Origin of the sequence: Azospirillum lipoferum 4B (assembly GCF_000283655.1) — a bacterium.
GTDB lineage: Bacteria > Pseudomonadota > Alphaproteobacteria > Azospirillales > Azospirillaceae > Azospirillum > Azospirillum lipoferum_C.
The window spans coordinates 670,575-695,474 of sequence record NC_016586.1 but is presented as its reverse complement, the minus strand read 5'-3'; the positions used below and the strand labels follow the sequence as shown (position 1 = coordinate 695,474).

Here is a 24,900-nt window from a genome sequence, read left to right as displayed (position 1 = left end):
TCAGCCTTCGCCCTGGCCGGAGCGGGCGCCCAGCAGGTTGCCGCGGCGGCGGCGGACCTCGACGCTCTGGCCGGGGGTGATGGGCAGGAACTCCTTCGGGCGCTCGTCGCTGCCGGCGATGGCGCGGTAGGTGGCGGCGTTCGCCTCCTGCACGTCGTTGCCGCGGCGGACCTGATCCAGGAATTTCTGGCTCGGCATCATGATGTATTCGATGTCGTTGATGCGCCGGCCGTCCTTCGACACCGTCTTCTCCACCCGGTCGAGAATGCCCTCCTCGACCAGGGAATCGACGGCCAGGGTCACCGTGCGCAGCGTGTCGCGCCGCCGGCTCCACTCGTTCATGCCGCTGTTGTTGATGATGTCGTCGGCCGACAGGATCATCGGCGGCACGCTGTGCACCCCGTCGGGCAGGCGGGCCAGATCGAGGTCGCCATACTCGATGGACAGCCGGTTGTAGAGCCAGCGCGCCACCGGGCTCTTCAGCCGCATGATCCACTGGTAGGAGATCGGCTTGAATTCCAGGTTGCGGATGGCCGAGGCGACCAGCGCGTTGAACTCCAGATAGGTGTCGTTCTCGTCCTCCTCGCCGCCTTCGCCGGTGCGCGGGCGGATGTAGAGCGTGGGGAAGACCGAGGATTCCAGCACCGGCCGCGCCGACTTGCGGCCGTTCTCCGGCACCTTGCTGATGATCATGCGGGTACGGGCCAGGATCTCCAGCGCCTCGCGGATTTCCGCCGTGTCCATGGTGCGGTTGACCGCGCGCAGCTCCCGCCGGATCTCATAAAGCGAGAAATGGACGCGCACCCGGTCCTGCTTGTCGCCCATCAGCGACAGGCGCGAGCGGTCCATGGCGAGGCGGCGCACCACCTGCTCGACGATCTGCTCGCGCTCGGACGGGAACACCTCATACTCGACCATGCGCTTGTCGGCCGGATCCTCGCCGGGGCCGGGCTTGGCCGGGCGATAGATGCGGGCGGGCTGCAGGGTCAGCGTGAACAGGGCGTCCTTGAAGGGAAACTCCTTGTGGACCGACTGGACGAAGGCGTTGGCGGCCGGCAGCTCCGGCTCGGTCCCCCGGCCTTTCGACACGAAGACGAATCGCGGCGCCGTGTCGTAAAGCGCGATCATATGGGACTGACTGCGGTCCTCCATCTCAAACAGAGTCAGCTGGACCGCGTTCGCCTTGCTCATGGCTCATCCCTCCTCGCCAAACGGCACGATAGGGTCTGGCCTCGGACAGTGGCAACCGGCAGGGCCGAATCCGTCTGCAGGCCTGTGTCCCGTTTGGCCGCGCTTGTGTAGGAAATGCCCGCAGCTGTATCCCGAATGCCCGCGCTTCGTCCTCGGGCCATCGGATGGCGCCGCTCCACGGGCATCTGTCGGGTCGGAACCGTGCGAATCGCGCGGCGGTTCGGCGAAACGCGAGCAAATGGGACAGAGACTCGGGGGCGCGGATTCCCGCCATGGGGCCACGAAGCGCGAGCAAACGGGACAGTCCCGGCACCGGAGGACTCCCAAACGCGAGCATTAGGGACACATCAAATTCCGTGATGCGGCCGGCCGAACCGCGAAGCGCGGGCAAATGGGACAGATCCGGCCGGCGAGGCTGGCCAGCGGCCGTCTTCCGCGAAACAGTCCGCGATCCGGACCGCGGATCATGGCCGCGAAACGCGGGCAAGCGGGACAGCCTGCGGCGGCGCCGGTGCCGCCGGTCTCCGGCAAAGCGCGGGCAAACGGGATCGGATCCGATTCGCAAGCCCAACGCGACCAAAAGGGACATATCCGCGACCAGGGACGACACAGGCGCGGGCCGATGGGACACAAGCGCGGGCGAAGGGGACACAACCGACTCGGTCCCTTTTGCCCGCGATTCGACGGCTGCGCCAAGCGGCGGAATCCTTCGCGCAAGTTCGCCGGCCCATCCATGCCGGTCCCGTATTTTCGCGGAGTTTCCCCCATGCTCACACCGACGCCATCCACATCGGCGGCAAATCCCCCGGATACCAGACGGTGGGGACGGATTCCCGCCTGGTGGCTGGACCATCCCGGCCTGGAGGCCGACGGCTTCGCCGTCCTGGCCGCGCTCGCCACCTTCGCCGACGAGGACGGGCTGTGCTGGCCGTCGCAATCGACGCTGGCCGCCAAGCTGAAGCGCTCGCGCCCCACCATCAACCGCATCATCCAGGGCCTGAGCGACATCGGGCTGGTCGGCGTCGAACACCGCCGCGGCCGCGACGGCGCCCGCCTGTCCTGCCTCTACCGCCTGCGCTTCACCCCGGTCGATGCCGCCGAAGAGTCCGGCCGGGAGTCCGTCTCGTCTCGCCCTGTCCAGCCTGCCGACAGGGATGACTCGGACATGCACAGCCCCTGTCCGCCGGCGAGTCAGGAACAGGTCCATTCCAAACAGATTCCGGACTCGCACGCTTCGGGCGGGCGCGGTCAGGCGCAAACGGTTCCGGAGGATTGGATGCCGACCGCCGACGACCTCGCCTGGGCCAAGGCCCGCCATGCCGAAATCGACCTCGGCCGCCATGTCGAAGGGTTCATCCTGCGCTGCCGTGCCCATGGCTACCGCTACCGCGACATCTCCTCCGCCTGGCGGGCCTGGCTGGCGCAGGATGCCGCGGTGGGCAAGGCCCCGGTCGTCCGCAACCGCCCCTCTGCGGCAACGAGCACCCCGCCCGCCCGCCCATCCGCCGCCGCCGCCGTAGCCGAACAGCGGCTGGGCGCCTGGGCCGCCGCCGCCGCGGAACTGCGCCAGCGCGCAGCCACTCCCTCCTGGTCGTAAAAGGGGAGACCGATGACCGCAGCCAATAAAAGTGTCCCCAAGCGAAGCGCCACTGTCACCGCCCTGCCGCGCTCCTCCTCCCCGTCCTCGGCGGCTGCCTTCGACCCGGCATTGCCGGCGCCCCTTCGGCAGGCCCGCCTGACCGCCACGCTGCCGCCGCCGCTCCAGCGGCTTCTCGCCCAAGGCCGGACCGACCGCCGCCCGCGCTTCGGCGACGACGGTTTCGACGGCATGATCGAGTTGTGGTCGCCACCGGACGGCGTCACCGCCGCCGAGGCCACGCTCGCCCGCCAGAGCCTTGAGGAGCTGTACGCCACCGTGCTGGCTCCGGCCGACAGCGACCATCTGCTCGGCCGCGTGCTGACCCTGCTCAGCCATTTCCCGGCCAAGGGGCTGTCGCCCGAGGTGGAGCGGATGATGGCGCTCGACTGGGCCGAGGATCTGGGCGAATACCCGGCCTGGGTCATCGATGCCGCAGCCCGCAGCTGGCGGCGCAGCCGGAAATGGCGTCCCTCCATCGCCGAGATGCGGGCCCTGTGCGAGGAGCTGTGCGCAGCCGAACGCGCGCTGGCCGACCGTCTGGGCGCGCTGGCCGCGGCCGCTCCACGCGACGCCCGCGGCACCGACCTGCAGGCGGTCGCGACCGGGGGGCTGCGCCGGATGGGCGGGATGGGGTGATGTTGGTCCCTGCGGTGGACGGTGCCTGCCGGCGGTCCATATCAAGGGACCCGTCCGCTTCACAGTGCCGACCGATGCCCGACAGCGCTCACATCCCGTCCTCCTCCGCCCCCCGCTTCGGCTGGTGCTGCCAGTATATCCCGCCCGATGGCGACGCCGGCCTTGCCACGCGCATGAATCCCGGCACCGTCACCATCGCGACGCTGACCAAGCTCGGTCCTGCCCGCGCCGAGGAAAAACTGACCGGGGTGCTGCGTCGCAACCTGCTGGCCCTGCATCTGCAGCTGGACGAGGTCGCCCGGCAACCGGCCTATCGCCGCCTGCTGCGCGTCAACAGCGGACTGCTGCCGGCCTACACCCACGAGGTCGGACGGCCGCTCTACCGCCAGCCCGGCATCCGGTCGCTGGTGCAGAGCGGGTTGGAGCATGCCGGCCGCAAGGCGGTGGAGGCCGGCATCCGCATCGGGCTGCACCCGGACCAGTATTGCGTGCTGAACAGCGCCAATTCCGCCACCCTCGACAATGCGGTGGCGGAGCTGGAATACCATGCCGACATCCTGCGGATGATGGGGCTGGCCGGCGGCTGGCACCCGCAAGGCGCGCATGTCAACATCCATGGCGGTGGGCGCGGGGAGGGGATCGCCGGTTTCCGCCGCGGCCTCGCCCTGCTGTCGGAGGACGCACGCAACCTGCTGACCGTCGAGAACGACGAGATGTCCTTCGGGCTGGACGACCTGCTGCCGCTGGCCGATGCCGTGCCGATCGTGCTCGACCTCCACCATCACTGGGTCCGCACGCAAGGGGAGTATCTGCGTCCCGACGATCCGCGAATCGCCACCGTCATCGGCTCCTGGCGCGGGGTGCGCCCGGTCGCCCATATCAGCGTGTCGCGCGAGGATTTGCTGGCGGACTGGCCGGCCGACAGCCTGCCGGACTATGCCGCGCTGGCGGCGCGCGGGCTGACGACCAAGGATCTGCGCGCCCATTCCCAGCGCATGTGGAACCGCGCCGTGAACCGGCTGGTGGCGGACCATCTCTCCTGGGCCGATTTCGAGGTGGAGGCCAAGGCCAAGAATCTCGCGGTCGACGACCTTGAGCTCGACGCCCTCGGCAGCGGGGCCGTGGCCGCCTCGCCCGATCTGCAGCCTTGACCGACGGTTGTACTCAACTACTCTGTTGCCGGAGACGAATGACAGCAGATTGATTTCACAAGAGGGTTTGGACGTGGCCGACGACCTCCGGGATGAAAACCTGGACGCGCTATCGCAGTTGCAGGCGATGCTGGACACCGTGCCCGACGGGATCGTCATCATCGACGACCGCGGCCGGATCAAGACCTTCAACCCTGCCTGCGAGCGCCTGTTCGGCTGGACCGCCGCCGAAGTGATCGGCAGCAATGTCAAGATGCTGATGCCGTCGCCTTACCAGGAGGAGCATGACGGCTATCTGGAGCGCTACCACCGCACCGGCGAGCGCCGCATCATCGGCATCGGCCGCGAGGTGACCGGCCTGCGCAAGGACGGCTCCTGCTTCCCGATGGATCTGTCGATCGGCGAGGCCAGCCAGGACGGCGCCCCCGTCTATATCGGCATCATCCGCGACCTGACCGCGGCCAAACGGGCGGAGGCGGCGCTGCGCGAGCGCGAGGCCCGCCTGACCTCCATCCTGGAGACGGTGCCGGAAGCCATCATCGTCATCGACGAGAAGGGGCTGATCGAATCCTTCAGCCCGGCGGCCGAACGGCTGTTCGGCTATGCTGCGGCGGAGGCGATCGGGCAAAATATCAGCATGCTGATGCCCTCGCCCTACCGGGAGCAGCACGACGCCTATCTGGAGCGTTACGGCAGGACGGGCGAGCGCCGCATCATCGGCATCGGCCGCGTCGTCTCCGGCCAGCGGCGCGACGGGTCGGTGTTCCCGATGGAACTGGCGGTGGGCGAGGTGCTGCTCGCCGGCCAGCGCCGCTTCACCGGCTTCGTCCGCGACCTCACCGAACGGCAGGCCACCGAACGGCGCCTGCAGGAACTCCAGTCGGAACTGCTGCATGTCAGCCGGGTCAGCGCCATGGGCCAGATGGCCTCGACGCTGGCGCATGAACTGAACCAGCCGCTGACCGCCGTCATCAACTATGCCAAGGCCGCCAAGCGCCTGATGGAACGGCCGGAAACGGTGGTCAAGGCGATGGACATGGTCGACAAGGCGAGCGCCCAGGCCACCCGCGCCGGCCAGATCATCCGCCACCTGCGCAGCTTCATCGAAAAGGGCAAGACCCACCGCTCGGTCGAGCCGCTCAACAAGGTGGTGGAGGAGGCGAGCGCGCTCGCCCTGGTCGGCGCGAAGGAGCGGGAGCTTCATGTCCGCTTCGACTTCGACGCCGCCGACCCGCTGGTGCTGATCGACAAGGTCCAGGTCCAGCAGGTGATCCTCAACCTCGTCCGCAACGCCATCGAGGCGATGGCGCAGGGAAGCCCGGCCGGGGCGCAGCGGGTGCTGACCGTCCACACCGGCGCCGAGCCGGGCGAGCCCGGCTTCTGCCGCGTCGCCGTCAGCGACAGCGGTCCCGGCGTGCCGGAGACGGTGCGCGCCCAGCTGTTCCAGCCCTTCGTCACCACCAAGAGCAGCGGCATGGGGCTCGGCCTGTCGATCTGCCGCTCGATCATCGAGGCCCATGGCGGCCGGCTGTGGCTGGAGCCGGCGGCGGCTCCCCCCGGCTCCGGCGCCAGCTTCGCCTTCACCGTTCCGCTGTCCGCATCGGATGCCAGTGGAGATGCCGATGGGGATGTCGGCGCGGATGCCACCCCGGAGGCCGGCGATGCCCGCTGACGTCACGCCCCACGCCGGATCCGACATGGCCGCCGACCTCACCGTCTTCATCCTCGACGACGACGACGCCATTCGCGACTCCCTGGAGGTCCTGCTGGACTGCGCCGGCTTCCGGGCGGAGAGCTTCTCCACCCCGCTCGCCTTCCTGGAGTCCGGCGCGCCGTCGCGCCCCGGATGCCTGCTGGTCGATGTGCGGATGCCGCAGATGAGCGGCCTGGACGTGCAGGAGCGGCTGACCCGCGGCGGCCATGCCATGCCGGTGGTGGTGATGACCGGCCATGGCGACGTGCCGCTCGCCGTGCGCGCCATGAAGGCGGGGGCGGTCGATTTCGTCGAGAAGCCGTTCGAGGAGGAGGCGCTGCTCGCCGCCGTGCGCTCCGCCCTCACCCTTGCCCTTGCCCGCGCGGCGGAAAGCCGGACGGCGGATGCCGCGCAGACGGCCGCGGTACAGGAACAGCCGGCACCCCCGCCTGCCGTCTCGGCGCCGCCGGAGGTGCTGGCCCGCCTCGCCGCCCTGACGCCGCGGGAACTCGACGTGCTGCGCTGGCTGGTCGCGGGCAAGTCGAACAAGGTCATCGCCTTCGAACTGTCGATCAGCCCGCGCACCGTGGAAATCCACCGCGCGCGGGTGATGGAGAAGATGCAGGCCGACAGCCTGCCGATCCTGGTGCGCATGGCGATTGCCGCGGGCGTGGTCCCCGGAGGCGCGTGATCTGCATCAAAAGCGCGCCGCATACGCATTGGTCCGTATATCGGCGCCCCCCGCAGCCTTTTATCTTCCATGACGCGCCGCACCGTCGGCGCAATCCTGTTTGCATGGAAGTTCGGAGGCGGTCATGGATCATTTGGACAGCGGGCCGGGCGGGATGCCGGTGATCATGGTGTCCGGCCGCGGCGACCCCGCCACCTTCGCCCGCGCCAAGGAGGCCGGCGTCGTTGCCGTGCTGGAGAAGCCGTTCGACGAGGATCAGCTGATCGACATGCTGAACCGCCTGCTGCCGTCGGCTGCCGCCGCCTGAGATAGTCTCCCTCTCCCCCCCGGGGAGAGGGTCGGGGTGAGGGGGATGCACTGCGTGGCTCTTCCAATAATCCTCGCCCCGCGCCCCCCATACGGTCCCTTACGTACGTACACTTACCTACGCAAACTTCCTTAGGTACATCACCGAACTGCACAGCACGGCAGGGGATCGATAGCTTCGGGCCATCAGATGCACCCCGGAACGAACCGGAGCGCACCGCACCGCAAAGGTCGAGGCTACCATGTCCACGCACGCCGCCATTGCCGCCCACGCCAACCGCGCCGTTCCTGGTTATCTGGTCTCCGCCCTGGCGATGACGCCGACCGCCGGGATGGGCGCTGCCGTCCAGCCGCGCAACCCCGCCGACCCGCTCGCCAGCCTGGGCCACTCCAAGGTCCATGAGCGCGAGACCACGCTGTTCAGCGAAGGCGATGCGGCCGGCTCGGTGTTCCGGGTGTTGAGCGGCATGGTCCGCCTCTACAAGATGCTCCCCGACGGCCGGCGCCAGATCATCGGCTTCCTGCAGGCCGGCGACATGATGGGGCTGGCCTTCGCCTCTCAGTATCTCTACACCGCCGAAACCGTCACCGCGACCACCATCCAGCGCATCCCGCGGCTGGAACTGGACGCCTTGATGGACGCGCAGCCGGCCTTCGCCCGCAAGCTGCTGTCGGCGACCACCTCGGAACTGATCGCGGCGCAGGACCAGATGGTGCTGCTGGGCCGCAAGAGTGCCGCCGAGAAGGTTGCGACCTTCCTGCTGCGCCTCAGCGACCGCAAGGGCGGCGAGCGCACCATCGACCTGCCGATGGGCCGCAGCGACATCGCCGACCATCTCGGCCTGACCACCGAGACCGTGTCGCGCACCCTGACCAAGCTGAAGTCGACCCGCCTGATCCGCATCCTCGTTGGCGGCAAGCTGGACCTGCTGGACCGCGACGCCCTGGCCGACCTCGCCGGCGGCTTCTGACCCGCACCGACTCCTTATCGATGACTTGGCCGCGGTCCGGGCGCATCGGCGTCCGGAACCGCAGCGGCGCGCCCGAACGGCGGCCCCCGGACAGCAAGTGGATGATGACCATGACCGTCACGACCCTCACCGACCTGAACGCCCTGATCTCGCGGGTGAAGGCGGCGCAAGCGCGCTTTGCCGAGTATCCGCAGGAGAAGGTCGACCTGATCTTCCGCAGCGCGGCGCTGGCCGCCGCCGACGCCCGCATTCCGCTCGCCAAGATGGCGGTGGCGGAGACCGGCATGGGCGTGATGGAAGACAAGGTCATCAAGAACCACTTCGCCGCCGAATACATCTACAACAAGTACAAGGACGACAAGACCTGCGGCGTCCTGTCGGAAGACGACGACGCCGGCATCCTCACCATCGCCGAGCCGGTCGGCCTGATCTGCGGCATCGTCCCCACCACCAACCCGACCTCCACCGCCATCTTCAAGGCGCTGATCGCGCTGAAGACCCGCAACGGTCTGGTGCTCTCCCCCCATCCCCGCGCCCGCAGATCGACCTGCGAGGCCGCCCGCCTGGTGCTCGCCGCCGCGGTCGAGGCCGGCGCGCCCGAGGACATCATCGGCTGGATCGACGAGCCCTCGCTGGAGCTCTCCAACGCCGTCATGCACCATCCCGACATCAACCTGATCCTCGCCACCGGCGGGCCGGGCATGGTCAAGGCCGCCTATTCCTCCGGCAAGCCCGCCATCGGCGTCGGCGCCGGCAACACCCCGGCCGTCATCGACGAGTTCGCCGACATCAAGCGCGCGGTGGCCTCCATCCTGATGTCCAAGACCTTCGACAACGGCGTGGTCTGCGCGTCGGAACAGTCGGCGGTGGTGGTCGATGCCGTCTATGACGCGGTGCGCGACCGCTTCGCCCATCACGGCGGCTACATCCTGTCGGCCCGCGAGGCCGACGCGGTGCGCAAGGTTCTGCTGACCGACGGCCATCTGAACGCCGACATCGTCGGCCAGCCCGCCCACGCCATCGCCGCCATGGCCGGCCTCACCGTGCCGCACGCCACCAAGGTGCTGATCGCCGAAGTCACCGACATCGCCGACAGCGAACCCTTCGCCCACGAGAAGCTGTCGCCCACCCTGGCGCTCTACCGCGCCAAGGACTTCCCCGAGGCCTGCGACAAGGCCGCCGCCCTGGTGGCGCTGGGCGGCATCGGCCACACCTCGGTCCTCTACACCGACCAGGACCAGCAGGCCGAGCGCATCCGCCATTTCGGCGACAAGATGAAGACCGCCCGCATCCTGATCAACACGCCGTCGTCGCATGGCGGCATCGGCGACCTCTACAACTTCCGCCTCGCGCCGTCGCTGACACTGGGCTGCGGGTCCTGGGGCGGCAACTCGATCTCCGAGAATGTCGGGCCGCAGCACCTGATCAACAAGAAGACGGTGGCGAAGAGGGCGGAGAACATGCTGTGGCACAAGCTGCCCAAGTCGATCTATTTCCGCCGCGGCTGCCTGCCCTTCGCGCTTGAGGAGCTGCGCGGCAAGAAGCGCTGCCTGATCGTCACCGACCGCTTCCTGTTCGAGAACGGCCATGTTGCCGACAGCGTCCGCGTGCTGAAGTCGCTGGGTCTGGAGGTCGAGACCTTCTTCGAGGTCAGCGCCGACCCGACCTTGGCGGTGGTGCGCAAGGGCGTGGCTCTGGCGAATGCCTTCCAGCCCGACGTCATCCTGGCGCTGGGTGGCGGCTCGCCGATGGATGCGGCCAAGATCATCTGGGTGATGTACGAGGCGCCCGAGGTGGCGTTCGAGGATCTGGCGCTGCGCTTCATGGACATCCGCAAGCGCATCTACACCTTCCCCAAGCTGGGCGTGAAGGCGCAGCTGGTGGCGGTGCCGACCACCTCGGGCACGGGATCGGAAGTCACGCCCTTTGCGGTGGTGACCGACGAGCGCACCGGGACCAAGTATCCGATCGCCGATTACGAGCTGACGCCGACGCTGGCGATCGTCGACGCCAATCTGGTGATGGACATGCCCAAGGGCCTGACGGCGGCGGGCGGCATCGACGCGGTGACGCACGCGCTGGAGGCCTATGTCTCGGTGGTGGCGAACGAGTACACCGACGGGCAGGCCTTGCAGGCGCTGAAGCTGTTGAAGGAGCATCTGCCGTCTGCCTACCGCAACGGCTCGAAGGACCCGAAGGCGCGGGAACTCGTGCACAACGCGGCGACGCTGGCCGGCATCGCCTTCGCCAACGCCTTCCTCGGGGTGTGCCATTCGATGGCGCACAAGCTGGGGGCTGAGTTCCACATTCCGCACGGCATCGCCAACGCGCTGCTGATCGCCAACGTGATCCGCTACAACGCGGCGGACATCCCGACCAAGCAGACGGCGTTCAGCCAGTATGACCGGCCCAAGGGGGTGGCGCGCTATGCGCAGATCGCCCGGCATCTGGACCTGGGCGGCAGCCGCGACCATGAGCGGGTGGAGAAGCTGATCGGCTGGGTCGAGGAGCTGAAGCAGGCTTTGGAGATCCCGGCCTCGATCCAGGCGGCGGGGGTGCCGGAGGCGGCGTTCCTGGCGCGGGTCGATGCGATTGCCGAGGCCGCCTTCGACGACCAGTGCACCGGCGCCAACCCGCGCTATCCGCTGGTCGCCGAGATCAGGCAGCTGCTGCTCGACAGCTACTATGGACGCGCCTATGCCGAGCCGGAGAGCGACCGCAGCCAAACGGCGCTGAGCGTGGTCGGCGCCACGAAGACGGCTGCCGAATAACGCACAACCTTGCATGACCGTCCGGGGCCGTCGGGCCGGGGTGAACGCCCCACGCCCGGCAGCCCCAGACACGTTTTCAGACCCCTTCGCCCTGCTGCCCCTGTTGGGTCAGGGTGGCGATGAAGCGTTGGGTGCGTTCGCGCGCCGGGCGGGTGAACAGTTCCCGCGAGGGGCCGGTCTCCACCACCTCGCCGCCGTCGAGGAACACCACCTCATGCGCGATGCGCGAGGCGAGGCGCAGGTCGTGGGTGGCCATCACCATGGTGGTGCCCTCCGCCGCCAGCGTGCCCAGCACCTCCACCACCTCGCCCGACAGTTCGGGATCGAGCGCGGAGGTCGGCTCGTCGCACAGAAGCACGCGCGGCGACGGGGCCAGCGCGCGGGCGATGGCGACGCGCTGCTGCTGGCCGCCCGACAGGGTCGCGGGCCACGCCTCGGCCTTGTGGGCCATGCCGACCTTGTGCAGCAGGGCCATCGCGTGCTCCCGCGCCTTCTCCGCCGGCCATTTCTGCACGGTCACCAGCCCTTCCATCACATTCTCCACCGCCGTACGGTGGGGGAAGAGCTGGAAGTTCTGGAACACCATGCCGGTCTGGCCGCGCAGCCGCTGGATGTCCTTCCATCCGGGCTTGCCGCCGGGCTTGAAGGCCAATTCCTCTTCGCCGATGCGCACGGTTCCGGCGGTCGGGATTTCCAGCAGGTTGATGCAGCGCAGCAGCGTGCTCTTGCCGCCGCCGGACGGGCCGATCAGCGCGGTGACGCGCCCTTCCGCCACCGTGACGGACACGCTCTTCAGCACGGTCAGTTCGCCGAAGCGCTTTTCGATGTTCGACAGCCGGATCACGACTTCGCCTCCAGGAAACCGCCATACTGCCCGAACCGGCGTTCCAGCCGGACCTGCAGCGCCGACAGGATGGAGCTCAGCGCCAGATAGATCAGCGCCACTTCAACATAGAGGATCAACGGCTCGTAGCTGGTGGCGACGATGCGCTGGGCGGCCTGGAACAGCTCAGGCACCGTGATGGCGGCGGCGAGCGAGGTGTCCTTGACCAGCGAGATGAAGGTGTTGGACAGCGGCGGCACCGCGACGCGGGCGGCCTGCGGCAGGATGGTGCGGCGCATCGCCTGCGACCAGCTCATGCCGATGGAATAGGCGGCCTCCCACTGCCCCTTCGGCACCGATCCGATGACGGCGCGGATGATCTCGGAGGTGTAGGCGCCGACATTCAGCGTGAAGCCGATCAGCGCCGCCGGGAAGGCGTCCAGCACGATGCCGACGCTGGGCAGGCCGTAGAAGATCAGGAACAGCTGCACCAGCAGCGGCGTGCCGCGGATGATCCAGACATAGAAGCGGACGATGGCGGCCAGCGGCGCCGGCCCGAACAGCCGGACCACCGCCGCCACCAGCCCGACCGTCAGGCCCAGCGCGAAGGAGGCCAGCGTCAGCGGCACGGTGAAGACCAGCGCCGCCCACAGCAGCGACGGAAGCGAGTCCGCCATCAGGGTAAGCCAGTGCAGCAAGGGGGAAGGTGCCTCTCGTGGTGAAGGAACGACAATGCCCCCGGCCCGGACGGGGCAGGGGGCATTGGGGATGGTTTGCCGCTTGACTGGCCGTTACTTGGAAACGTCGGCGCCGAAATACTTCTGCGAGATCGTCCCATAGGTGCCGTCGGCCTTCATGGCGGCCAAAGCCTCGTTGATGGCGGCGACCAGCTTGGCCTCGCCCTTGCGGACGATGATGCCGGACTGGTCGGCGTTGTCGCGGGTCGCGGCAATCTTCACGTTGGCGTTCGGCTTCTGCTTCTTGAAGTCCAGGAAGGACAGGCTGTCGTTGACCGTCGCGTCGGCCCGGCCGTTCAGGACCAGCTGGATCGACTGGTCGAAGCCGTCGGTGCCGACCAGCTGCGCGCCCGACGCTTCGGCCAGCTTGCCGAAGTTGCTGGACAGCGACTGCGCCGCCTTCCTGCCCTTCAGGTCGTCGAAGCTCTTGATGGCATCATTGTCGCCGCGGACGATCAGCACGGCGCGGCTGGTGATGTAGGGATCGGAGAAATCGTATTTGGCCTTGCGCGCCTCGGTGATGCCGACCTGATTGATCACGGCGTCGTAGCGGCGGGCATCCAGGCCGGCGATCAGCCCGTCCCACTTGCCTTCCAGGAACTCCGCCTTCACGCCGATCCGCTTGGCGACCTCGCGCCCGATCTCGACATCGAAGCCGACCAGCGCGCCCGACGCGTCGTGATAGGTGAAGGGGGCATAGGTGCCCTCGGTGCCGATCTTCATCACGCCGTCCGCCTTGATGCGGTCGAGGTCGCCCTGGGCCTCGGCGGCGGAGACGGCGGCGACCTGCAGAAGGCCGGCGACGAGAAGCGATTTCAGCCAATTCATCGGTTGATGCCCGGTGTTTATGGAATGGGTATTGGGTTGGTCCGCCACCTTGGGCGCTCTTCGGCGTCGGGCGGTTCCCGTCACGCTACAGGAAAGAATATTCCCTAACAAGGGAATCCAATACCTATTTAGCACATATCAACTGTGCTTTGTGCGTACCGCAAATGGATCGGCATGGGAAATCGCCTCCCCAACCGCCGGCAGCATGACCGGCGGCGGGAAGGCGACGTCACGCCGTCAGGCCAGGGCGATCCGCCGGTCCGCCGTCCGGTCGAGAAGCCCGGCGTCATGGCTGACCAGCAGGACGGCGCAGCCGCGGTCACGCGCGATGCCGGTCAGCAGCGCCACCGTCTCCTGCTGGGTGACGAGGTCGAGGCGGGAGGTCGGCTCGTCGGCGAACAGGAACACCGGGTCGAGCAGCAGCACCCGCAGCAATGCCAGCCGCTGCAACTCGCCGCCGGACACCTCGCGCGGGCGGCGGTCGAGCAGGGTGGGGGACAGCCGCAGCCGGTCCATCAGCCGCTCCACTTCGCTCCAGTCCAGCCGGTGCAGCCGGACCAGATCGGTCAGCGTCTGCCGGAGGCTGCCATGCGGCGGGAAGGCCGCCGGCGGGTCCTGGTAGAGCTTCTGGAAGCGGTGCCGTCCGATCCCCGGCTTGCGCCACACCGATCCGCGATCCGGCGCGACAAGGCCGAGCAGCAGGCCGCCGAGCGTGCTCTTGCCGCAGCCGCTGGGTCCGCCGACGCCGACGATCTCGCCGGCCCGGATCTCCAGGTCGAGCCCGTCGAACAGCGGTTTCCCGCCGCGCGCCTTGGCCAGCCCCCGCGCCCGCAGCATGGGCTCCCCCGCCGGCCGCGGCGGCAGCTTCGGCCAGGAGGAGGGTTCCGCCGCCAGCAGGTCGCGGGCATAGGCGCTGCGCGGCGCCCGCAGCACCTCCTCGGCCGGGCCCTGTTCCACCACCTCGCCCTCGCGCATCACCATCACGTCGCCGCCCAGCTGGCGGGCGACCGCCACGTCGTGGGTGATGGTCAGCAGGCCGCCGCCCTCCTCGACCTCGCGGAGCAGCAGGGCGACCGCGTCGTCGCGGCGGTCGGCGTCCAGCCCCTTGGTCGGCTCGTCGGCGATGACGATGCGCCCCCGGCCGGCGCGGGCTGCGGCGAAGGCGACGCGCTGGGCCATGCCGCCGGACAGCTCGCCCGGCAGCTTGCCGAAGGCGTCGGCCAGTCCGAGATGCGCCAGATCCGCCCGCGCCGCCGCGTCGGCCTCCGCCGCGGTCAGACCGGCGACGAGGCGGTGCGTCTCCGCCACCTGGGCGCCGGCCCGCATGGTCGGGTCCAGCGCCAGCCAGGGTTCCTGCGGCAGCAGGCCGATGGTCCGGCCCCACAGCGCCCGGCGCTCGGCCATCGGCATGGCCAGCAGGTCGCGGCCGTCCAGCAGGACACGGCCGGCGGCGCTCAGCCCGTCCGGCAGCACGCCCATGATCGCCTGGGCCAGCAGGCTCTTGCCCGATCCCGTCTGTCCCAGGATGGTCAGCGGGCGCCCGGCCCGCAGGGTCAGGCCGGTCGGCCGCAGGATGGCGTCGGTCGAAACGACCGTGAGGTCCTCGACGGTGAGCAGGACGGTCATGGCTTGCGGCTCCCCGCCAGGAGGTTGAGGGACAGGACCAGCAGGAAGACGGCCAGGATCGGCTGCAGCAGAATCCAGGGCGCCTCGTCGTAATAGGGCAGCAGCTCCGTCATCATCAGCCCCAGCTCCGCCGTCGGCGGGCGCACCCCGACGCTGACGAAGCCGAGAGCGGCGATGGCGAGGATCGCGGTGGCGGCGCCGAAGGCTGCCAGGGTCAGCACCACCGGCGCGATCTCCGGCCACAGATGGCGGCGCAGGATATAGGCGGGGCCGAAGCCCAGCAGCCGCGACGCCTCGATCTGCGGCGAGCCGGCCAGCGTCCGGGTGGTGGCGCGCACCACGCGGAAATACTCCACCCACAGCACCAGCGCGATCCCGACATAGAGGGTCCACAGGTTGCCCGGCGCCAGCGCCGTCAGCAGCAGGACCAGCAGAAGCCCCGGCAGGGCCAGCACCGTGTCGGCGAGGATGCCCAGGCCCCGGTCCACCCAGCCGCCGCGCCAGCCCGCCGCGATGCCCAGCAGAACCCCCGGCACCGCGGCCGACAGCACCCCCAGCAGGGCGAGGCTCAGCGACAGCCGCAGCGCCGCCGCCAGCCGCGCCAGCATGCTGCGGCCGAGATGGTCGGTGCCCAGCGGCTCGGCCCAGGACGGGGCGGCGAGGATGGCGCTTAGATCCTGCCGGTTGGGATCGGCGCCGGACAACAACGGAACCGCCCAGGCGAAGGCGGCGACTGCTGCCAGGACCGCCAGTCCGGTCATGCGGCGGCCATTGAGAACAGTGTTCCTCATGCCCGAACCCTCCGCGGATCGATGGCGGCGCAGGCGAGGTCGACCAGCCCGTTCAGCAGGACGAATGTCAGCCCCATCACCAGAGCCGTGCCCTGGATCATCGGCACGTCGCGGGCGATGACGGCATGGACCAGCGCATGGCCGATGCCCGGCCACGCGAACAGTGTCTCGACCACCACGACCCCTTCGATCAGATAGACCAGCTGCACCCCCTGATAGGCCAGCACCGGCACGCCGATGTTGCGCAGCCCGTGGCGCAGGAAGGCCGCCCGCTCCGGCAGGCCCTTGGTCCGCGCGAAGGCGTAGTAGGGGGAGCGGACGACCGCCAGCGTGGCGTCGCGCGTGACCCGGCTCGACACCGCGGCCATCCCCAGCGCCAGCGTCAGCGCCGGCAGCAGCCCATGCGCGGCGCTGTCATGCCCGGCCACCGGCAGGGCGCCCAGCCCGACCGCCACCAGCAGGATCAGCAGGATGCCGACCACGAATTGCGGCACAGCGCGCAGCCCCGTCGCCAGCACCAGCGACGCCCGGTCGACCAGCCCGCCCGGACGCAGCCCGGCCAGGATGCCGAGCGGCAGCCCGAGCAGCGTCGACAGCAGGACCGCCATCAGCGCCAGCTTGGCGGAATGGCCGAGCTGGTGGGCGATCTCCTCGACCACCGGATCGCCGCTGACCAGCGAATCGCCGAGGTCGAAGCGCAGCAGGTCCCACAGCCATTGGCCGAGCGCGACGGCGGCCGGCCGGTCGAGGCCCAGCTCGGCCCGCACGGCCTCTGCGGCGGCGGCGGTGACATGGTCGTAGCCGTAGCGGCCGGCGGCGATGCGGAAGGCCGTGTCGCCCGGCAGCATGCCGGTCAGCAGGAAGGTCAGGATCCCCACCGCCAGCGCGACCAGCACCGCCTGCAGCAGCCGGTGCCCGACCGCCTTCATCAACAAGGCTCCCCTCACGGCGCCCACCGCAGGCGGGAGAGGCGGTAGCTGCGCTCGAACGGGTCGATGGTGAAGCCTTCGACGCGCTTGGACACGGCGGCGGTCTGCTGATACCAGGCGACCGGGATCACCGGCAGCCCGGCCTGCAGCAGCGAGGCGGCCTGCCGGCGCAGATCCGACCGGCGCGCCGGGTCGGTGGTGTTGCGCAGTTCGGCCAGCACCGCCTCCATGCGCGGCTCGGTCCAGCCCATGGCGCCCCAATCGCCGCCCGCCGCTCCGAAATCCTCCAGCAGAGTCGCCAGCGGGTCGGGGATGAGGGCGAAGTTGCGCGCCATCAGGGCCAGCTCCAGCGTTCCGTCGCGGTGGCCCGCCGGGATGTCGCTGGAATTGCCGATGGCGACGCGCAGGTCGATGCCGGCGGCGCGCGCCTGATCCTGGATGGCGGTGGCGATCAGCGGCAGCTCCGGCCGGTCGGAGAAGGTGCGCAGGGTCAGGCGGAAGGGCTGGCCGCCGCGCTCCAGAATGCCGTCGGCCCCCTTGGTCCAGCCCAATTCGGCCAGCAGCGCCGACGCCCGCCCAACGTCGCGGCCCAGCGGCGGCAACCCTGCGACATGCCAGTCCGGCAGGCTCGGCGGCAGCAGCTGTCCGGCGGCGGCGTCGGGCGTGCGCAGGATGGCGGCGGCGATGCCGGCGCGGTCGATGGTCAGGCTCAGCGCCTCCCGCGCGCGGACGTCCTGCAGGAACGGGTGCCCGGCATTCACCTTCAGCGTCACGGTGCGCGGGATCGGCACCGCATGGACCTGGAGCTTGCGGTTGCCGCGCAGCCGCTTCTGGCTGGCCGGGTCGAGGGTGAAGACGATGTCGGCGTCGCCGCTCTCCGCCATCAGCGCGCGGGTCTCGCCCCGCCCGGCGGCCAGGAAGCCGATGCGCTCCACCGCCGGCTTGGTCCCCCAATAATCGGCGAAGCGGGCGGCGACGAGGCGCTGCGGCGGCTCCAGCCGTTCGATGCGGTAGGGTCCGGTGCCGATCACCTGCGTCGCCTGTCCGTTCTCCGCGTAGGAGGCCGGGGCCAGGATCTGGGTGGAGCTGTGGGCGAGGGTGGCCGGCAGCGGTCCGAAGGGCTCGCTGAGACGGATGACGATCTCCCCGCCGTCCGCGTCGATGGCGGCGACCGGCGCCTGCTTGAGCGGACCGGGCTTGCCCAGCGCAAGGCGCAGGCTCGCCACCGCCGCCTCGGCGGTCATGGGCGTGCCGTCATGGAAGCGCACGCCGTCGCGCAGGCGGAAACGCCAGCTCAGCCGGTCCTCCGAAACGGTCCAGGATGCCGCCAGGGCCGGGCGGGGCTGGCCGGCGTCGTCGGCGTCGAGCAGCGTCTCGGCCACCTCCAGGCGGGTGAAGACAAAGCCGGCCTTCGACGGATCGGTGCTGCCGATCTCCCACGGCGCCACGATGCTCAGGGTGCGGTCCTGAGCGGAAACGGCGCTTGGCGCCAGCGCGAAAGCCGCGACGGCGCCGATGCCGAGTGCGCCGAGCATTCGGCGGCAAATAGCGTGTCCTGACACGATTCCTTGGTCCTTCAACTGGTTGGCCGGAGACGACGTTCAGCCGCCGTCTCAACCGATCAGGGGCTTATAGTAATGTTATAACGTGACATATAGCCCGGTTGCGAACGGCTTGCATTCCGAAATCGGCAGAGTGGCGACTGGCTGTGATGATGGCCATGGCTGGTGACCGGTTAACTCGCATTTGCGAAAACTCACGACCTTTGATCGCTGGTAGCCCTTCTCCCCTTGCGGGAGAAGGGTTGGGATGAGGGGTGCTGCCGGCCGAAGGCCGGAGGAAACCAAGCTTGCAACCCCTCACCCCAACCCCTCTCCCGCAAGGGGAGAGGGGCTTTGCTCAGCACGAAGCTGCGGGCACATGTTGCAAGTGCGAGAACTGTACAAGCCGTAGGCCCCCCGTTCCCCACCAAGCCGGAATTAATGCGGGTTAATGAACCCCGCCTTGTCATTGATAATGACTATCATAATCATCTGGGAAACGTCACCACCCGGCGCAACGCCAGCCATTCCCGAGGATTCTCCCGATGCCCGACACCTCCCTGCCTTCCATCGAGGGGCCCACCGTCACCGCCGGCGCGACCGGCCTCCTGCGCCTCGGGGTGGACTGGCCGGTTGCCCTGCCGCGGCTGGACGCTCTCGGTCCGGTCCGGGTCGTCACCGCCAACAGCGCCATCACCCATGAGAAGATCGGCCGTTTCGGCAATGTGTCCGGCAACGGCCACGCCATCATCGTGCTGAACCGCGACGTCGATCTGCGGATCTTCCCCCGCCACTGGCGTCTGACCGTCTACGATCCGGCCGCCGGCGCGATTCTGGTCAGCAACGCCGCCGGGCAGCCGGTCCACGCCATCCATCGCACGGCCGACACCGATGCCGCGGCCTGGAATTCCTTCCTGGACGAGCACCGGGCGGATGGCGAAATGGTCGCCGACCTCGACGGCGGTGAAGCGCCGGTCCAGACGGTCGCCACCGTTCCGGCCGACATCGACGTCGCCGGTCTGCGCGCCGCCTGGGCGGCGATGGCCGACGTCCACGAGTTCCATGGGATGCTGAAGCGGTTCGGCGTCGCCCGCCTCGACGCCATGCGGCTGGCGGGCGGCGAGTTCGCCCGCGAAATCCCGCTGGCGGCTGTGACCGGCCTGCTCCAATCCGCCCGCGACGACCGGATGGAGATCATGATCTTCGTCGGCAATGCCGGCTGCATCCAGATCCACACCGGCACCATTGCCACGCTGCGGACGGACGGGGCCGTGCTCGGCATCGACGATCCCGCCTTCCGCCTGCACTGCGACATGGCGCGCCTGTCCAGCGCCTGGGTGGTGTTCAAGCCGACCGACAAGGGCGGCATCACCACCGTCGAGCTCTACAACGCGCAAGGGGAGAACTGCGCCATCCTGTGCGGCCAGCGCGACGAGGACAAGCCGGAACGGACGGAATGGCGCGCGCTGGCCCGGTCGATGCCCGATCTGCCGGGCGTCGCCTGAGATGCGGGAGCCCATGATGATGCGCGCATTCCCCCGCCGTCTGCTGGCCGCCCTCGCCCTCGGCATCGCCGCCTGCCTGACGGCGCATGCCGCCGAGGCAGCAGAGGGGGCGGCGAAGATGCGCCTCGTCACCATCGGAGCGCCGGTGACGGAGCTTGCCTTCGCACTCGGGGCCGGCGATGCGGTGGTCGGGCGCGACACGGTCAGCCGCCAGCCGGCTGCCGCCGCGGCGAAGCCCGATGTCGGCTATATGCGCACCCTGTCGGCGGAGGGGCTGATGTCGCTCGCCCCCACCCATGTGCTGGCGGTCGAGGGGGCCGGGCCGCAGACCGCCTTCGACCAGCTGCGCGCCATGGGCGTGACGGTGGAGATGGTGCCGGAAGTCTCCAACCCGGCCGGGCTGAGCGCCAAGATCGCCGCCGTCGCCCGCGCCCTGGGCCGTGAGGAGGAGGGCCGGCGCCTCGCCGCCGAACTGACCGGCCGGCTGTCCGCCCTGTCGGCCGAGGCGCAGCAGGCCGCCGGTTCCGGCAAGGCGGGTGCGCGCATCCTCTGTCTGGTCGGCGGCGGTCCCGGCGGCATGATGGCGGCCGGGCGCGGCACCGTGCCGGATGCCCTGATCGCGCTGGCCGGCGGGCGCAACGCCATCGACAGCGACCGCGACTTCCCGCCATTGTCGGCCGAAGCCGCCCTGGCCGCCGAGCCGCAGATCCTGCTGGTCAGCCGCGCGCTGGTGGAGCGGTCGGGCGGGCTCGACGGCCTGCTCTCCCTGCCGCAGCTGGCGATGACCCCGGCGGCGCGCGACCGCCGCGTCGTCCAGATCGACGGCGCGCTTCTGGTCGGGCTGGGTCCGCGCACGCCGGAAGCGGTCGAGGCGCTGCTGCGCGCCCAAACCGGGAAGGGCGGGCCATGAGCATCGGCAGCACCGGCATGTCCATCGCCGCCGCCATGCCGTCCAGCCGCCGCCCCCGCCTCGGCCCCGCGCTTGGGCTGCTGGGCGCCGCGCTGACGGTTGCGGTCCTGATCGCCCTGTCGACCGGCAGCATCGCCCTGCCGCTGGACCGGGTGCTGTTGCATCTGGCGCAGGCAATCGGCCTGCCGGGCGAGCCGCTGGGCGCCCGCGACGCCGCCGTCCTCTACACCCTGCGCCTGCCGCGCATCGTGCTGGCGGCGGCGGTCGGCGTCACGCTGGGCGTCGCCGGTGCCTCGCTGCAGGCGATCTTCCGCAATCCGCTGGCCGATCCCGGTCTGGTCGGCGTATCGAGCGGTGCGGCGTTCGCCGGGTCGGTCACCATGATGCTGGGGGTTGCCGGGCTGGGGCTGTCGCGCAGCGGGCTGTCGCTGTCCACCCTGCTGCCGGCGACCGCCTTCCTGGGTGCGCTGGTGGCGACGATCCTGATCCTGGCGTTGGCGCGGCGCGACGGGCGCTGCTCCGCCACCGACATGCTGCTGGCCGGCATCGCCGTCAATGCGCTGGGCGCCGCCGGCATCGGCCTGTGCAGCTATCTGGGCGACGATCAGGCGTTGCGGCAGATGACCTTCTGGATGATGGGCGGTTTCGGCGGCGCCGCCTGGACTCACATCGGCCCGGCTCTGGTCCTGATGCTGGCGGCAACCGCCGGGCTGCTCGCCAACGCCCGCCGGCTCGACCTCTATGCGCTGGGCGAGCGCGACGCCTTCCTTCTCGGTCTGGAGCCGCACCGTTTCGCCGTGCGCACCGTCCTGCTGGTGGCGCTGGGGGTGGGGGCGGCGGTCGCCGTCTCCGGCCTGATCGGCTTCGTCGGGCTGGTGGTTCCGCACATGATCCGGCTGTGGCTGGGGCCGGTCCACCGCCGGCTGCTGCCGGCGACCGCCCTGGCGGCGGCGACCCTGCTGGTCCTGGCCGACACCACCGCCCGCAGCATCGCCGCCCCGGCCGACGTGCCGGTCGGGCTGCTGCTCGGCGCCGTCGGCGCGCCCGTCTTCCTGTGGCTGCTGCGCGCCCGCGGCGGACGTTCGTTCGGGTGAGGAACCCCATCTTGCTGCAAGCCGATCAAGTGTCCTTTGCCGTGGGCGGCCGCCGGCTGGTCGATGGCGTGACCGTCCATCTGGTTCCCGGCCGGCTGCTGGCGATTCTCGGCCCCAACGGTGCCGGCAAATCGACCCTGCTGGCCCTGCTGTCGGGCGAACGCCGTCCGACCGGCGGCGCTGTCCGCCTCGACGGCCGGGATCTGCGCGAACTGCCGCCGCGGCTTCTCGCCCACCGCCGGGCGCTGGTCGGCCAGCATCCCGCCGCCGGTTTCGCCTTCTCGGTGGAGGAGGCGATCATGCTGGCAGTCGAAACCGCACCCTGTTCTGCCGCCGACCGGCGGCGGCTGATCGCCGACAGCCTGCGGGCCGCCGATGCCGAGGGTTTGCGCGACCGCCTGCTGCCCCAGCTGTCGGGCGGCGAAAGCCAGCGCGTTGCCTTCGCCCGCGCACTCGCGCAGCTCGCCGCCGGAGCGCTCCACCGCGACGGAGCGGACGGCTTCCCCTGCCTGCTGCTCGACGAGCCGACCGCCAGCCTGGATCCGGCGCACCAGCATCACCTGCTGCGGGCGGCGCGGGCCTGGATGGAGCGGACCGGCGGCGCCTGCGCCGTGGTGCTGCACGACATGACGCTGGCCGCCCGCTATTGCGACGACGCGCTGGTGCTGGCGGATGGGCGGGAGGCCTGGAGCGGCCCGATGTCCGCCCTGCCGGTGCCGGTGCTGGAACGGGTCTTCGCCACCCGCTTCGTCCGGATGCCGGCCCCGGACGGGCAGGGGGCCGTCTTCGCTACGACAGGGCAGCCGCCATCCGGGCTGGACGGCACAATCGCGACTGATTATTAATATCATTTCTTATGAAAGGAGGAGGCGTTGCGCGTTCTGGTCGTCGAGGACGATGCGGCTGTCAGCTACTGGATCGGGGCCAAGCTCAACGGCTCCGGCCATTCCTGCCGCTTCTCCGGCGACGGCGAGGAGGCGCTGCGCCTGCTGGCGGAAGAGGCGTTCGACGTCGTCGTGCTCGACCGCATGCTGCCGAAGCTCGACGGGATGGAGGTGCTGAAGCGGCTGAACGGCACGCGCCATCCGCCGGTTCTCGTGCTGTCGGCGCTGGACGAGACCTCCGACCGGGTGGCCGGGCTGCGCGCTGGGGCCGACGATTACCTGGGCAAGCCCTTCGACTTCGCCGAGCTGCTGGTGCGGCTGGAGCATCTGTCCCGCCGCCATGGGCAGGCGATGGCGGCTCCCGGCGACCTGCTGACCGTCGGCGATCTGGTGATGGACGTGGCCCAGCGGCGGGTGACGCGGCAGGGGGTGCCCATCGAACTGACCGACAAGGAATTCCGCCTGCTGCACATCCTGATGAGCAATCCCGGCCAGACGGTGACCCGGACCATGCTGCTGGAAAAGGCCTGGGGCTACGGCTTCAACCCGCCGACCAATCTGGTGGAGGTGCATGTCTTCAAGCTGCGCAGCAAGATCGACAAGGACTTCGATCCGCCCCTGCTGCGCACCGTGCGGGCGATCGGCTATGCGCTTGGTTGAGCGGCTTCCCGCCCGCATCCGCCCGCTGCTGGACACCCGCAGCTTCCGCCAGACCATGACCATCGGCGCCGTCTTCGTCGTCGTCACCTCCGGCGCGGTGCTGTGGAGCCGCAGCCTGCTGACCGATCTGGTCCAGGACCATGTGGTCGAGCTGTTGGAACGCGACACCGCGACCCAGCGTCAGCTCGGCCGCTTCGACGACGCCCCCGATCTGGCCGCCGACCTGCGCCGCCGCGAGATGTTCGAAACGGAGACGGCGCGCAAGCGGCTGGTTCTGGATGCGTCGGGACGTCTGCTCTACGGCGACGACGCGACGGCGGCGCGGCTGCTGGACGCGCTGAACTGCGACCCCGCCCGTCTTGCCTCCTGCCCGACCGGGCTGGTCGAACGCCGGGGCAAGGACGCCACCGACGGCTGGAAGATGCAGGCGCTGGTGGTGGCGCTGCCCGACGGCGGCCGCTTCATCAACGCCTACGACATCCAGCCGATGCTGAGCCAGATGCGGGCGGTGCCGCTGGCGGCCGGCGTCGGCGTGCTGCTGTTCCTGCTGACCAGCCTGACCTTCGGCGTCTATTTCAGTTCCGGCACGCTGCGCCGGGTCGGCGCGATGAGCGAGGCGCTCGCCGCCTATGCCGGGGGCGACCGCAACCGCCGGATCGACATCGGCCGCACCGACGATGAGTTCGCCGGCCTCGGCCGCGAGATCAACCGCACGCTCGACCGCGTCAACCGGCTGGTGGAGGAGGTGTCGAGCGTCTCCAGCAGCATCGCGCACGAGCTGCGCACGCCGCTGACCCACCTGCACAACCGGCTGGCCGGCATCGCCGAGGACTGCGCCGACCCCGAGATCCGCCGCGCGCTGGAGGACGGCATCGAGGAGACGCTGCGCATCCAGCAGCTGTTCCGCGCCATCATGCGGTTGGGCGAGATCGAAACCGCCCGCTGCAGCCTGAGCATGGAGCCGCTGGACGCCGAAGCGTTGCTGGAGGAGATCCGCGAATCCTACCTGCCGCTGGCCGACGACGCCGGCGTCGCGCTGTCCGTCGCGGTCGAGCCGGGGCTGCGCATCCGCGGCGACCGCAGCCTGCTGTTCCAGGCCGTCGCCAACCTCGTGGACAATGCCTTGAAATATGCGCCCCAAGGCCGGGAGATCCGGCTGTCGGCCGGCATCCGCGACGGTTGGGAGGAGCTGTGCGTCGCCGACCGCGGACCGGGCCTCGCCCCCGGCCAGCGGGCGCTGGCGGTCCAGCGCTTCTTCCGGCTCAACCCGCAGGACGGGGTGCCGGGCTATGGGCTCGGCCTGTCCATCGTCGGCGCCATCGCCACGCTGCATGGCGGCGGGCTGCTGCTGGACGACAATGCGCCGGGGCTCCGCGTCACCCTCCGGCTCGGCCGCCATGCCCAGATGGACCGGACGGCCCCGCCACATTAAGCGGCGTTAAGGGAAGCGCGGTTGAGCCTGAACGCGACTGCGAATTATTCTCATAAATATCACCGGACAGATGCCTGTCCCCCACCGTCCT

General features: G+C 69.9%; 22 protein-coding genes. 14 read left to right on the top strand and 8 right to left on the bottom strand.

The annotated features are described in order from the left end of the window. Entirely contained in the window at window positions 1-1,191 is a 1,191-nt protein-coding gene (locus tag AZOLI_RS21340; RefSeq protein WP_014189219.1) for a hypothetical protein, read from the bottom strand. Window positions 1,192-1,957: 766 nt separating this feature from the next. Between AZOLI_RS21340 and AZOLI_RS21335 the strand changes: the two genes are divergently transcribed. The 8 genes from AZOLI_RS21335 to adhE all read left to right on the top strand — a co-directional run bounded on the left by AZOLI_RS21335 (window position 1,958) and on the right by adhE (window position 11,049). Next, on the top strand, window positions 1,958-2,788 hold the full coding sequence (locus AZOLI_RS21335; protein WP_014189218.1) for a helix-turn-helix domain-containing protein: 831 nt from the start codon (window positions 1,958-1,960) through the stop codon (window positions 2,786-2,788). A 12-nt stretch (window positions 2,789-2,800) separates the two neighbouring features. Next, window positions 2,801-3,466 carry a hypothetical protein gene (locus tag AZOLI_RS21330; protein WP_014189217.1) on the top strand — a complete coding sequence of 222 codons (666 nt, stop codon included), beginning with the start codon at window positions 2,801-2,803 and terminating at the stop codon, window positions 3,464-3,466. Window positions 3,467-3,540: 74 nt separating this feature from the next. Next, complete coding sequence (locus AZOLI_RS21325; RefSeq protein ID WP_014189216.1) at window positions 3,541-4,617, top strand: UV damage repair endonuclease; 1,077 nt, start codon at window positions 3,541-3,543, stop codon at window positions 4,615-4,617. Window positions 4,618-4,684: 67 nt separating this feature from the next. Continuing rightward, a complete protein-coding gene (locus AZOLI_RS21320) occupies window positions 4,685-6,289 on the top strand; it encodes a PAS domain-containing sensor histidine kinase (RefSeq protein WP_014189215.1) in 1,605 nt (534 codons plus the stop codon). Then, window positions 6,279-7,001, top strand: a complete 723-nt coding sequence (locus AZOLI_RS21315) for a response regulator transcription factor (RefSeq protein WP_014189214.1) — start codon at window positions 6,279-6,281, stop codon at window positions 6,999-7,001. Before AZOLI_RS21320 ends, AZOLI_RS21315 begins: the two co-directional genes overlap by 11 nt. A 124-nt stretch (window positions 7,002-7,125) precedes the next feature. Further along, entirely contained in the window at window positions 7,126-7,308 is a 183-nt protein-coding gene (locus AZOLI_RS21310) for a response regulator (protein WP_244442601.1), read from the top strand. A gap of 241 nt (window positions 7,309-7,549) precedes the next feature. Next, complete coding sequence (locus AZOLI_RS21305) at window positions 7,550-8,278, top strand: helix-turn-helix domain-containing protein (protein WP_014189213.1); 729 nt, start codon at window positions 7,550-7,552, stop codon at window positions 8,276-8,278. A 110-nt stretch (window positions 8,279-8,388) separates the two neighbouring features. Then, complete coding sequence (gene adhE, locus AZOLI_RS21300; protein WP_044552666.1) at window positions 8,389-11,049, top strand: bifunctional acetaldehyde-CoA/alcohol dehydrogenase; 2,661 nt, start codon at window positions 8,389-8,391, stop codon at window positions 11,047-11,049. A 76-nt stretch (window positions 11,050-11,125) separates the two neighbouring features. Here adhE and AZOLI_RS21295 read toward each other — a convergent pair whose 3' ends face one another. The 7 genes from AZOLI_RS21295 to AZOLI_RS21265 all read right to left on the bottom strand — a co-directional run bounded on the left by AZOLI_RS21295 (window position 11,126) and on the right by AZOLI_RS21265 (window position 18,318). Then, window positions 11,126-11,893 (bottom strand): amino acid ABC transporter ATP-binding protein, encoded by a 768-nt coding sequence (locus tag AZOLI_RS21295; RefSeq protein WP_014189211.1) that lies wholly within the window; start codon window positions 11,891-11,893, stop codon window positions 11,126-11,128. Then, window positions 11,890-12,570, bottom strand: a complete 681-nt coding sequence (locus AZOLI_RS21290; RefSeq protein ID WP_014189210.1) for an amino acid ABC transporter permease — start codon at window positions 12,568-12,570, stop codon at window positions 11,890-11,892. The genes AZOLI_RS21295 and AZOLI_RS21290 overlap by 4 nt, the downstream gene beginning before the upstream one ends. 93 nt (window positions 12,571-12,663) lie before the next feature. Further along, entirely contained in the window at window positions 12,664-13,437 is a 774-nt protein-coding gene (locus AZOLI_RS21285; RefSeq protein ID WP_014189209.1) for an amino acid ABC transporter substrate-binding protein, read from the bottom strand. A gap of 237 nt (window positions 13,438-13,674) precedes the next feature. Continuing rightward, complete coding sequence (locus AZOLI_RS21280) at window positions 13,675-15,063, bottom strand: ABC transporter ATP-binding protein (RefSeq protein WP_014189208.1); 1,389 nt, start codon at window positions 15,061-15,063, stop codon at window positions 13,675-13,677. Next, the gene (locus AZOLI_RS21275) at window positions 15,060-15,854 is read right to left on the bottom strand and encodes an ABC transporter permease subunit (RefSeq protein WP_044552384.1); all 795 of its coding nucleotides are present in this window, start codon (window positions 15,852-15,854) and stop codon (window positions 15,060-15,062) included. Before AZOLI_RS21275 ends, AZOLI_RS21280 begins: the two co-directional genes overlap by 4 nt. Continuing rightward, a complete protein-coding gene (locus tag AZOLI_RS21270) occupies window positions 15,851-16,783 on the bottom strand; it encodes an ABC transporter permease (protein WP_014189206.1) in 933 nt (310 codons plus the stop codon). The genes AZOLI_RS21275 and AZOLI_RS21270 overlap by 4 nt, the downstream gene beginning before the upstream one ends. Before the next feature lie 14 nt (window positions 16,784-16,797). Next, window positions 16,798-18,318, bottom strand: coding sequence for an ABC transporter substrate-binding protein (locus AZOLI_RS21265; RefSeq protein WP_014189205.1), 1,521 nt, complete (start codon window positions 18,316-18,318; stop codon window positions 16,798-16,800). 551 nt (window positions 18,319-18,869) lie between these two features. Here AZOLI_RS21265 and AZOLI_RS21260 point away from each other — a divergent pair. The 6 genes from AZOLI_RS21260 to AZOLI_RS21235 are packed head-to-tail and all read left to right on the top strand — an operon-like array spanning window position 18,870 to window position 24,809. Continuing rightward, entirely contained in the window at window positions 18,870-19,829 is a 960-nt protein-coding gene (locus tag AZOLI_RS21260) for a ChuX/HutX family heme-like substrate-binding protein (protein WP_014189204.1), read from the top strand. Between the two features lie 13 nt (window positions 19,830-19,842). After that, on the top strand, window positions 19,843-20,739 hold the full coding sequence (locus tag AZOLI_RS21255) for a heme/hemin ABC transporter substrate-binding protein (RefSeq protein WP_244442600.1): 897 nt from the start codon (window positions 19,843-19,845) through the stop codon (window positions 20,737-20,739). Continuing rightward, complete coding sequence (locus AZOLI_RS21250; protein WP_014189202.1) at window positions 20,736-21,833, top strand: FecCD family ABC transporter permease; 1,098 nt, start codon at window positions 20,736-20,738, stop codon at window positions 21,831-21,833. Before AZOLI_RS21255 ends, AZOLI_RS21250 begins: the two co-directional genes overlap by 4 nt. Before the next feature lie 11 nt (window positions 21,834-21,844). Next, entirely contained in the window at window positions 21,845-22,678 is an 834-nt protein-coding gene (locus tag AZOLI_RS21245) for an ATP-binding cassette domain-containing protein (RefSeq protein WP_044552378.1), read from the top strand. A 27-nt stretch (window positions 22,679-22,705) separates the two neighbouring features. Beyond that, on the top strand, window positions 22,706-23,377 hold the full coding sequence (locus AZOLI_RS21240) for a response regulator transcription factor (RefSeq protein WP_014189200.1): 672 nt from the start codon (window positions 22,706-22,708) through the stop codon (window positions 23,375-23,377). Continuing rightward, window positions 23,364-24,809, top strand: a complete 1,446-nt coding sequence (locus AZOLI_RS21235) for a sensor histidine kinase (protein ID WP_014189199.1) — start codon at window positions 23,364-23,366, stop codon at window positions 24,807-24,809. The genes AZOLI_RS21240 and AZOLI_RS21235 overlap by 14 nt, the downstream gene beginning before the upstream one ends. Window positions 24,810-24,900 lie beyond the last annotated feature (91 nt).

What these genes read in the sequence shown, in the direction of transcription:
- AZOLI_RS21340 (WP_014189219.1), bottom strand. Translation starts at nt 1,191, where the DNA reads ATGAGCAAGGCGAACGCGGTCCAGCTGACTCTGTTTGAGATGGAGGAC.
- AZOLI_RS21335 (WP_014189218.1), top strand. Translation starts at nt 1,958, where the DNA reads ATGCTCACACCGACGCCATCCACATCGGCGGCAAATCCCCCGGATACC.
- AZOLI_RS21330 (WP_014189217.1), top strand. Translation starts at nt 2,801, where the DNA reads ATGACCGCAGCCAATAAAAGTGTCCCCAAGCGAAGCGCCACTGTCACC.
- AZOLI_RS21325 (WP_014189216.1), top strand. Translation starts at nt 3,541, where the DNA reads ATGCCCGACAGCGCTCACATCCCGTCCTCCTCCGCCCCCCGCTTCGGC.
- AZOLI_RS21315 (WP_014189214.1), top strand. Translation starts at nt 6,279, where the DNA reads ATGCCCGCTGACGTCACGCCCCACGCCGGATCCGACATGGCCGCCGAC.
- AZOLI_RS21310 (WP_244442601.1), top strand. Translation starts at nt 7,126, where the DNA reads ATGGATCATTTGGACAGCGGGCCGGGCGGGATGCCGGTGATCATGGTG.
- AZOLI_RS21305 (WP_014189213.1), top strand. Translation starts at nt 7,550, where the DNA reads ATGTCCACGCACGCCGCCATTGCCGCCCACGCCAACCGCGCCGTTCCT.
- adhE (WP_044552666.1), top strand. Translation starts at nt 8,389, where the DNA reads ATGACCGTCACGACCCTCACCGACCTGAACGCCCTGATCTCGCGGGTG.
- AZOLI_RS21285 (WP_014189209.1), bottom strand. Translation starts at nt 13,437, where the DNA reads ATGAATTGGCTGAAATCGCTTCTCGTCGCCGGCCTTCTGCAGGTCGCC.
- AZOLI_RS21280 (WP_014189208.1), bottom strand. Translation starts at nt 15,063, where the DNA reads ATGACCGTCCTGCTCACCGTCGAGGACCTCACGGTCGTTTCGACCGAC.
- AZOLI_RS21275 (WP_044552384.1), bottom strand. Translation starts at nt 15,854, where the DNA reads ATGAGGAACACTGTTCTCAATGGCCGCCGCATGACCGGACTGGCGGTC.
- AZOLI_RS21270 (WP_014189206.1), bottom strand. Translation starts at nt 16,783, where the DNA reads ATGAAGGCGGTCGGGCACCGGCTGCTGCAGGCGGTGCTGGTCGCGCTG.
- AZOLI_RS21265 (WP_014189205.1), bottom strand. Translation starts at nt 18,318, where the DNA reads ATGCTCGGCGCACTCGGCATCGGCGCCGTCGCGGCTTTCGCGCTGGCG.
- AZOLI_RS21260 (WP_014189204.1), top strand. Translation starts at nt 18,870, where the DNA reads ATGCCCGACACCTCCCTGCCTTCCATCGAGGGGCCCACCGTCACCGCC.
- AZOLI_RS21255 (WP_244442600.1), top strand. Translation starts at nt 19,843, where the DNA reads ATGATGATGCGCGCATTCCCCCGCCGTCTGCTGGCCGCCCTCGCCCTC.
- AZOLI_RS21250 (WP_014189202.1), top strand. Translation starts at nt 20,736, where the DNA reads ATGAGCATCGGCAGCACCGGCATGTCCATCGCCGCCGCCATGCCGTCC.
- AZOLI_RS21235 (WP_014189199.1), top strand. Translation starts at nt 23,364, where the DNA reads ATGCGCTTGGTTGAGCGGCTTCCCGCCCGCATCCGCCCGCTGCTGGAC.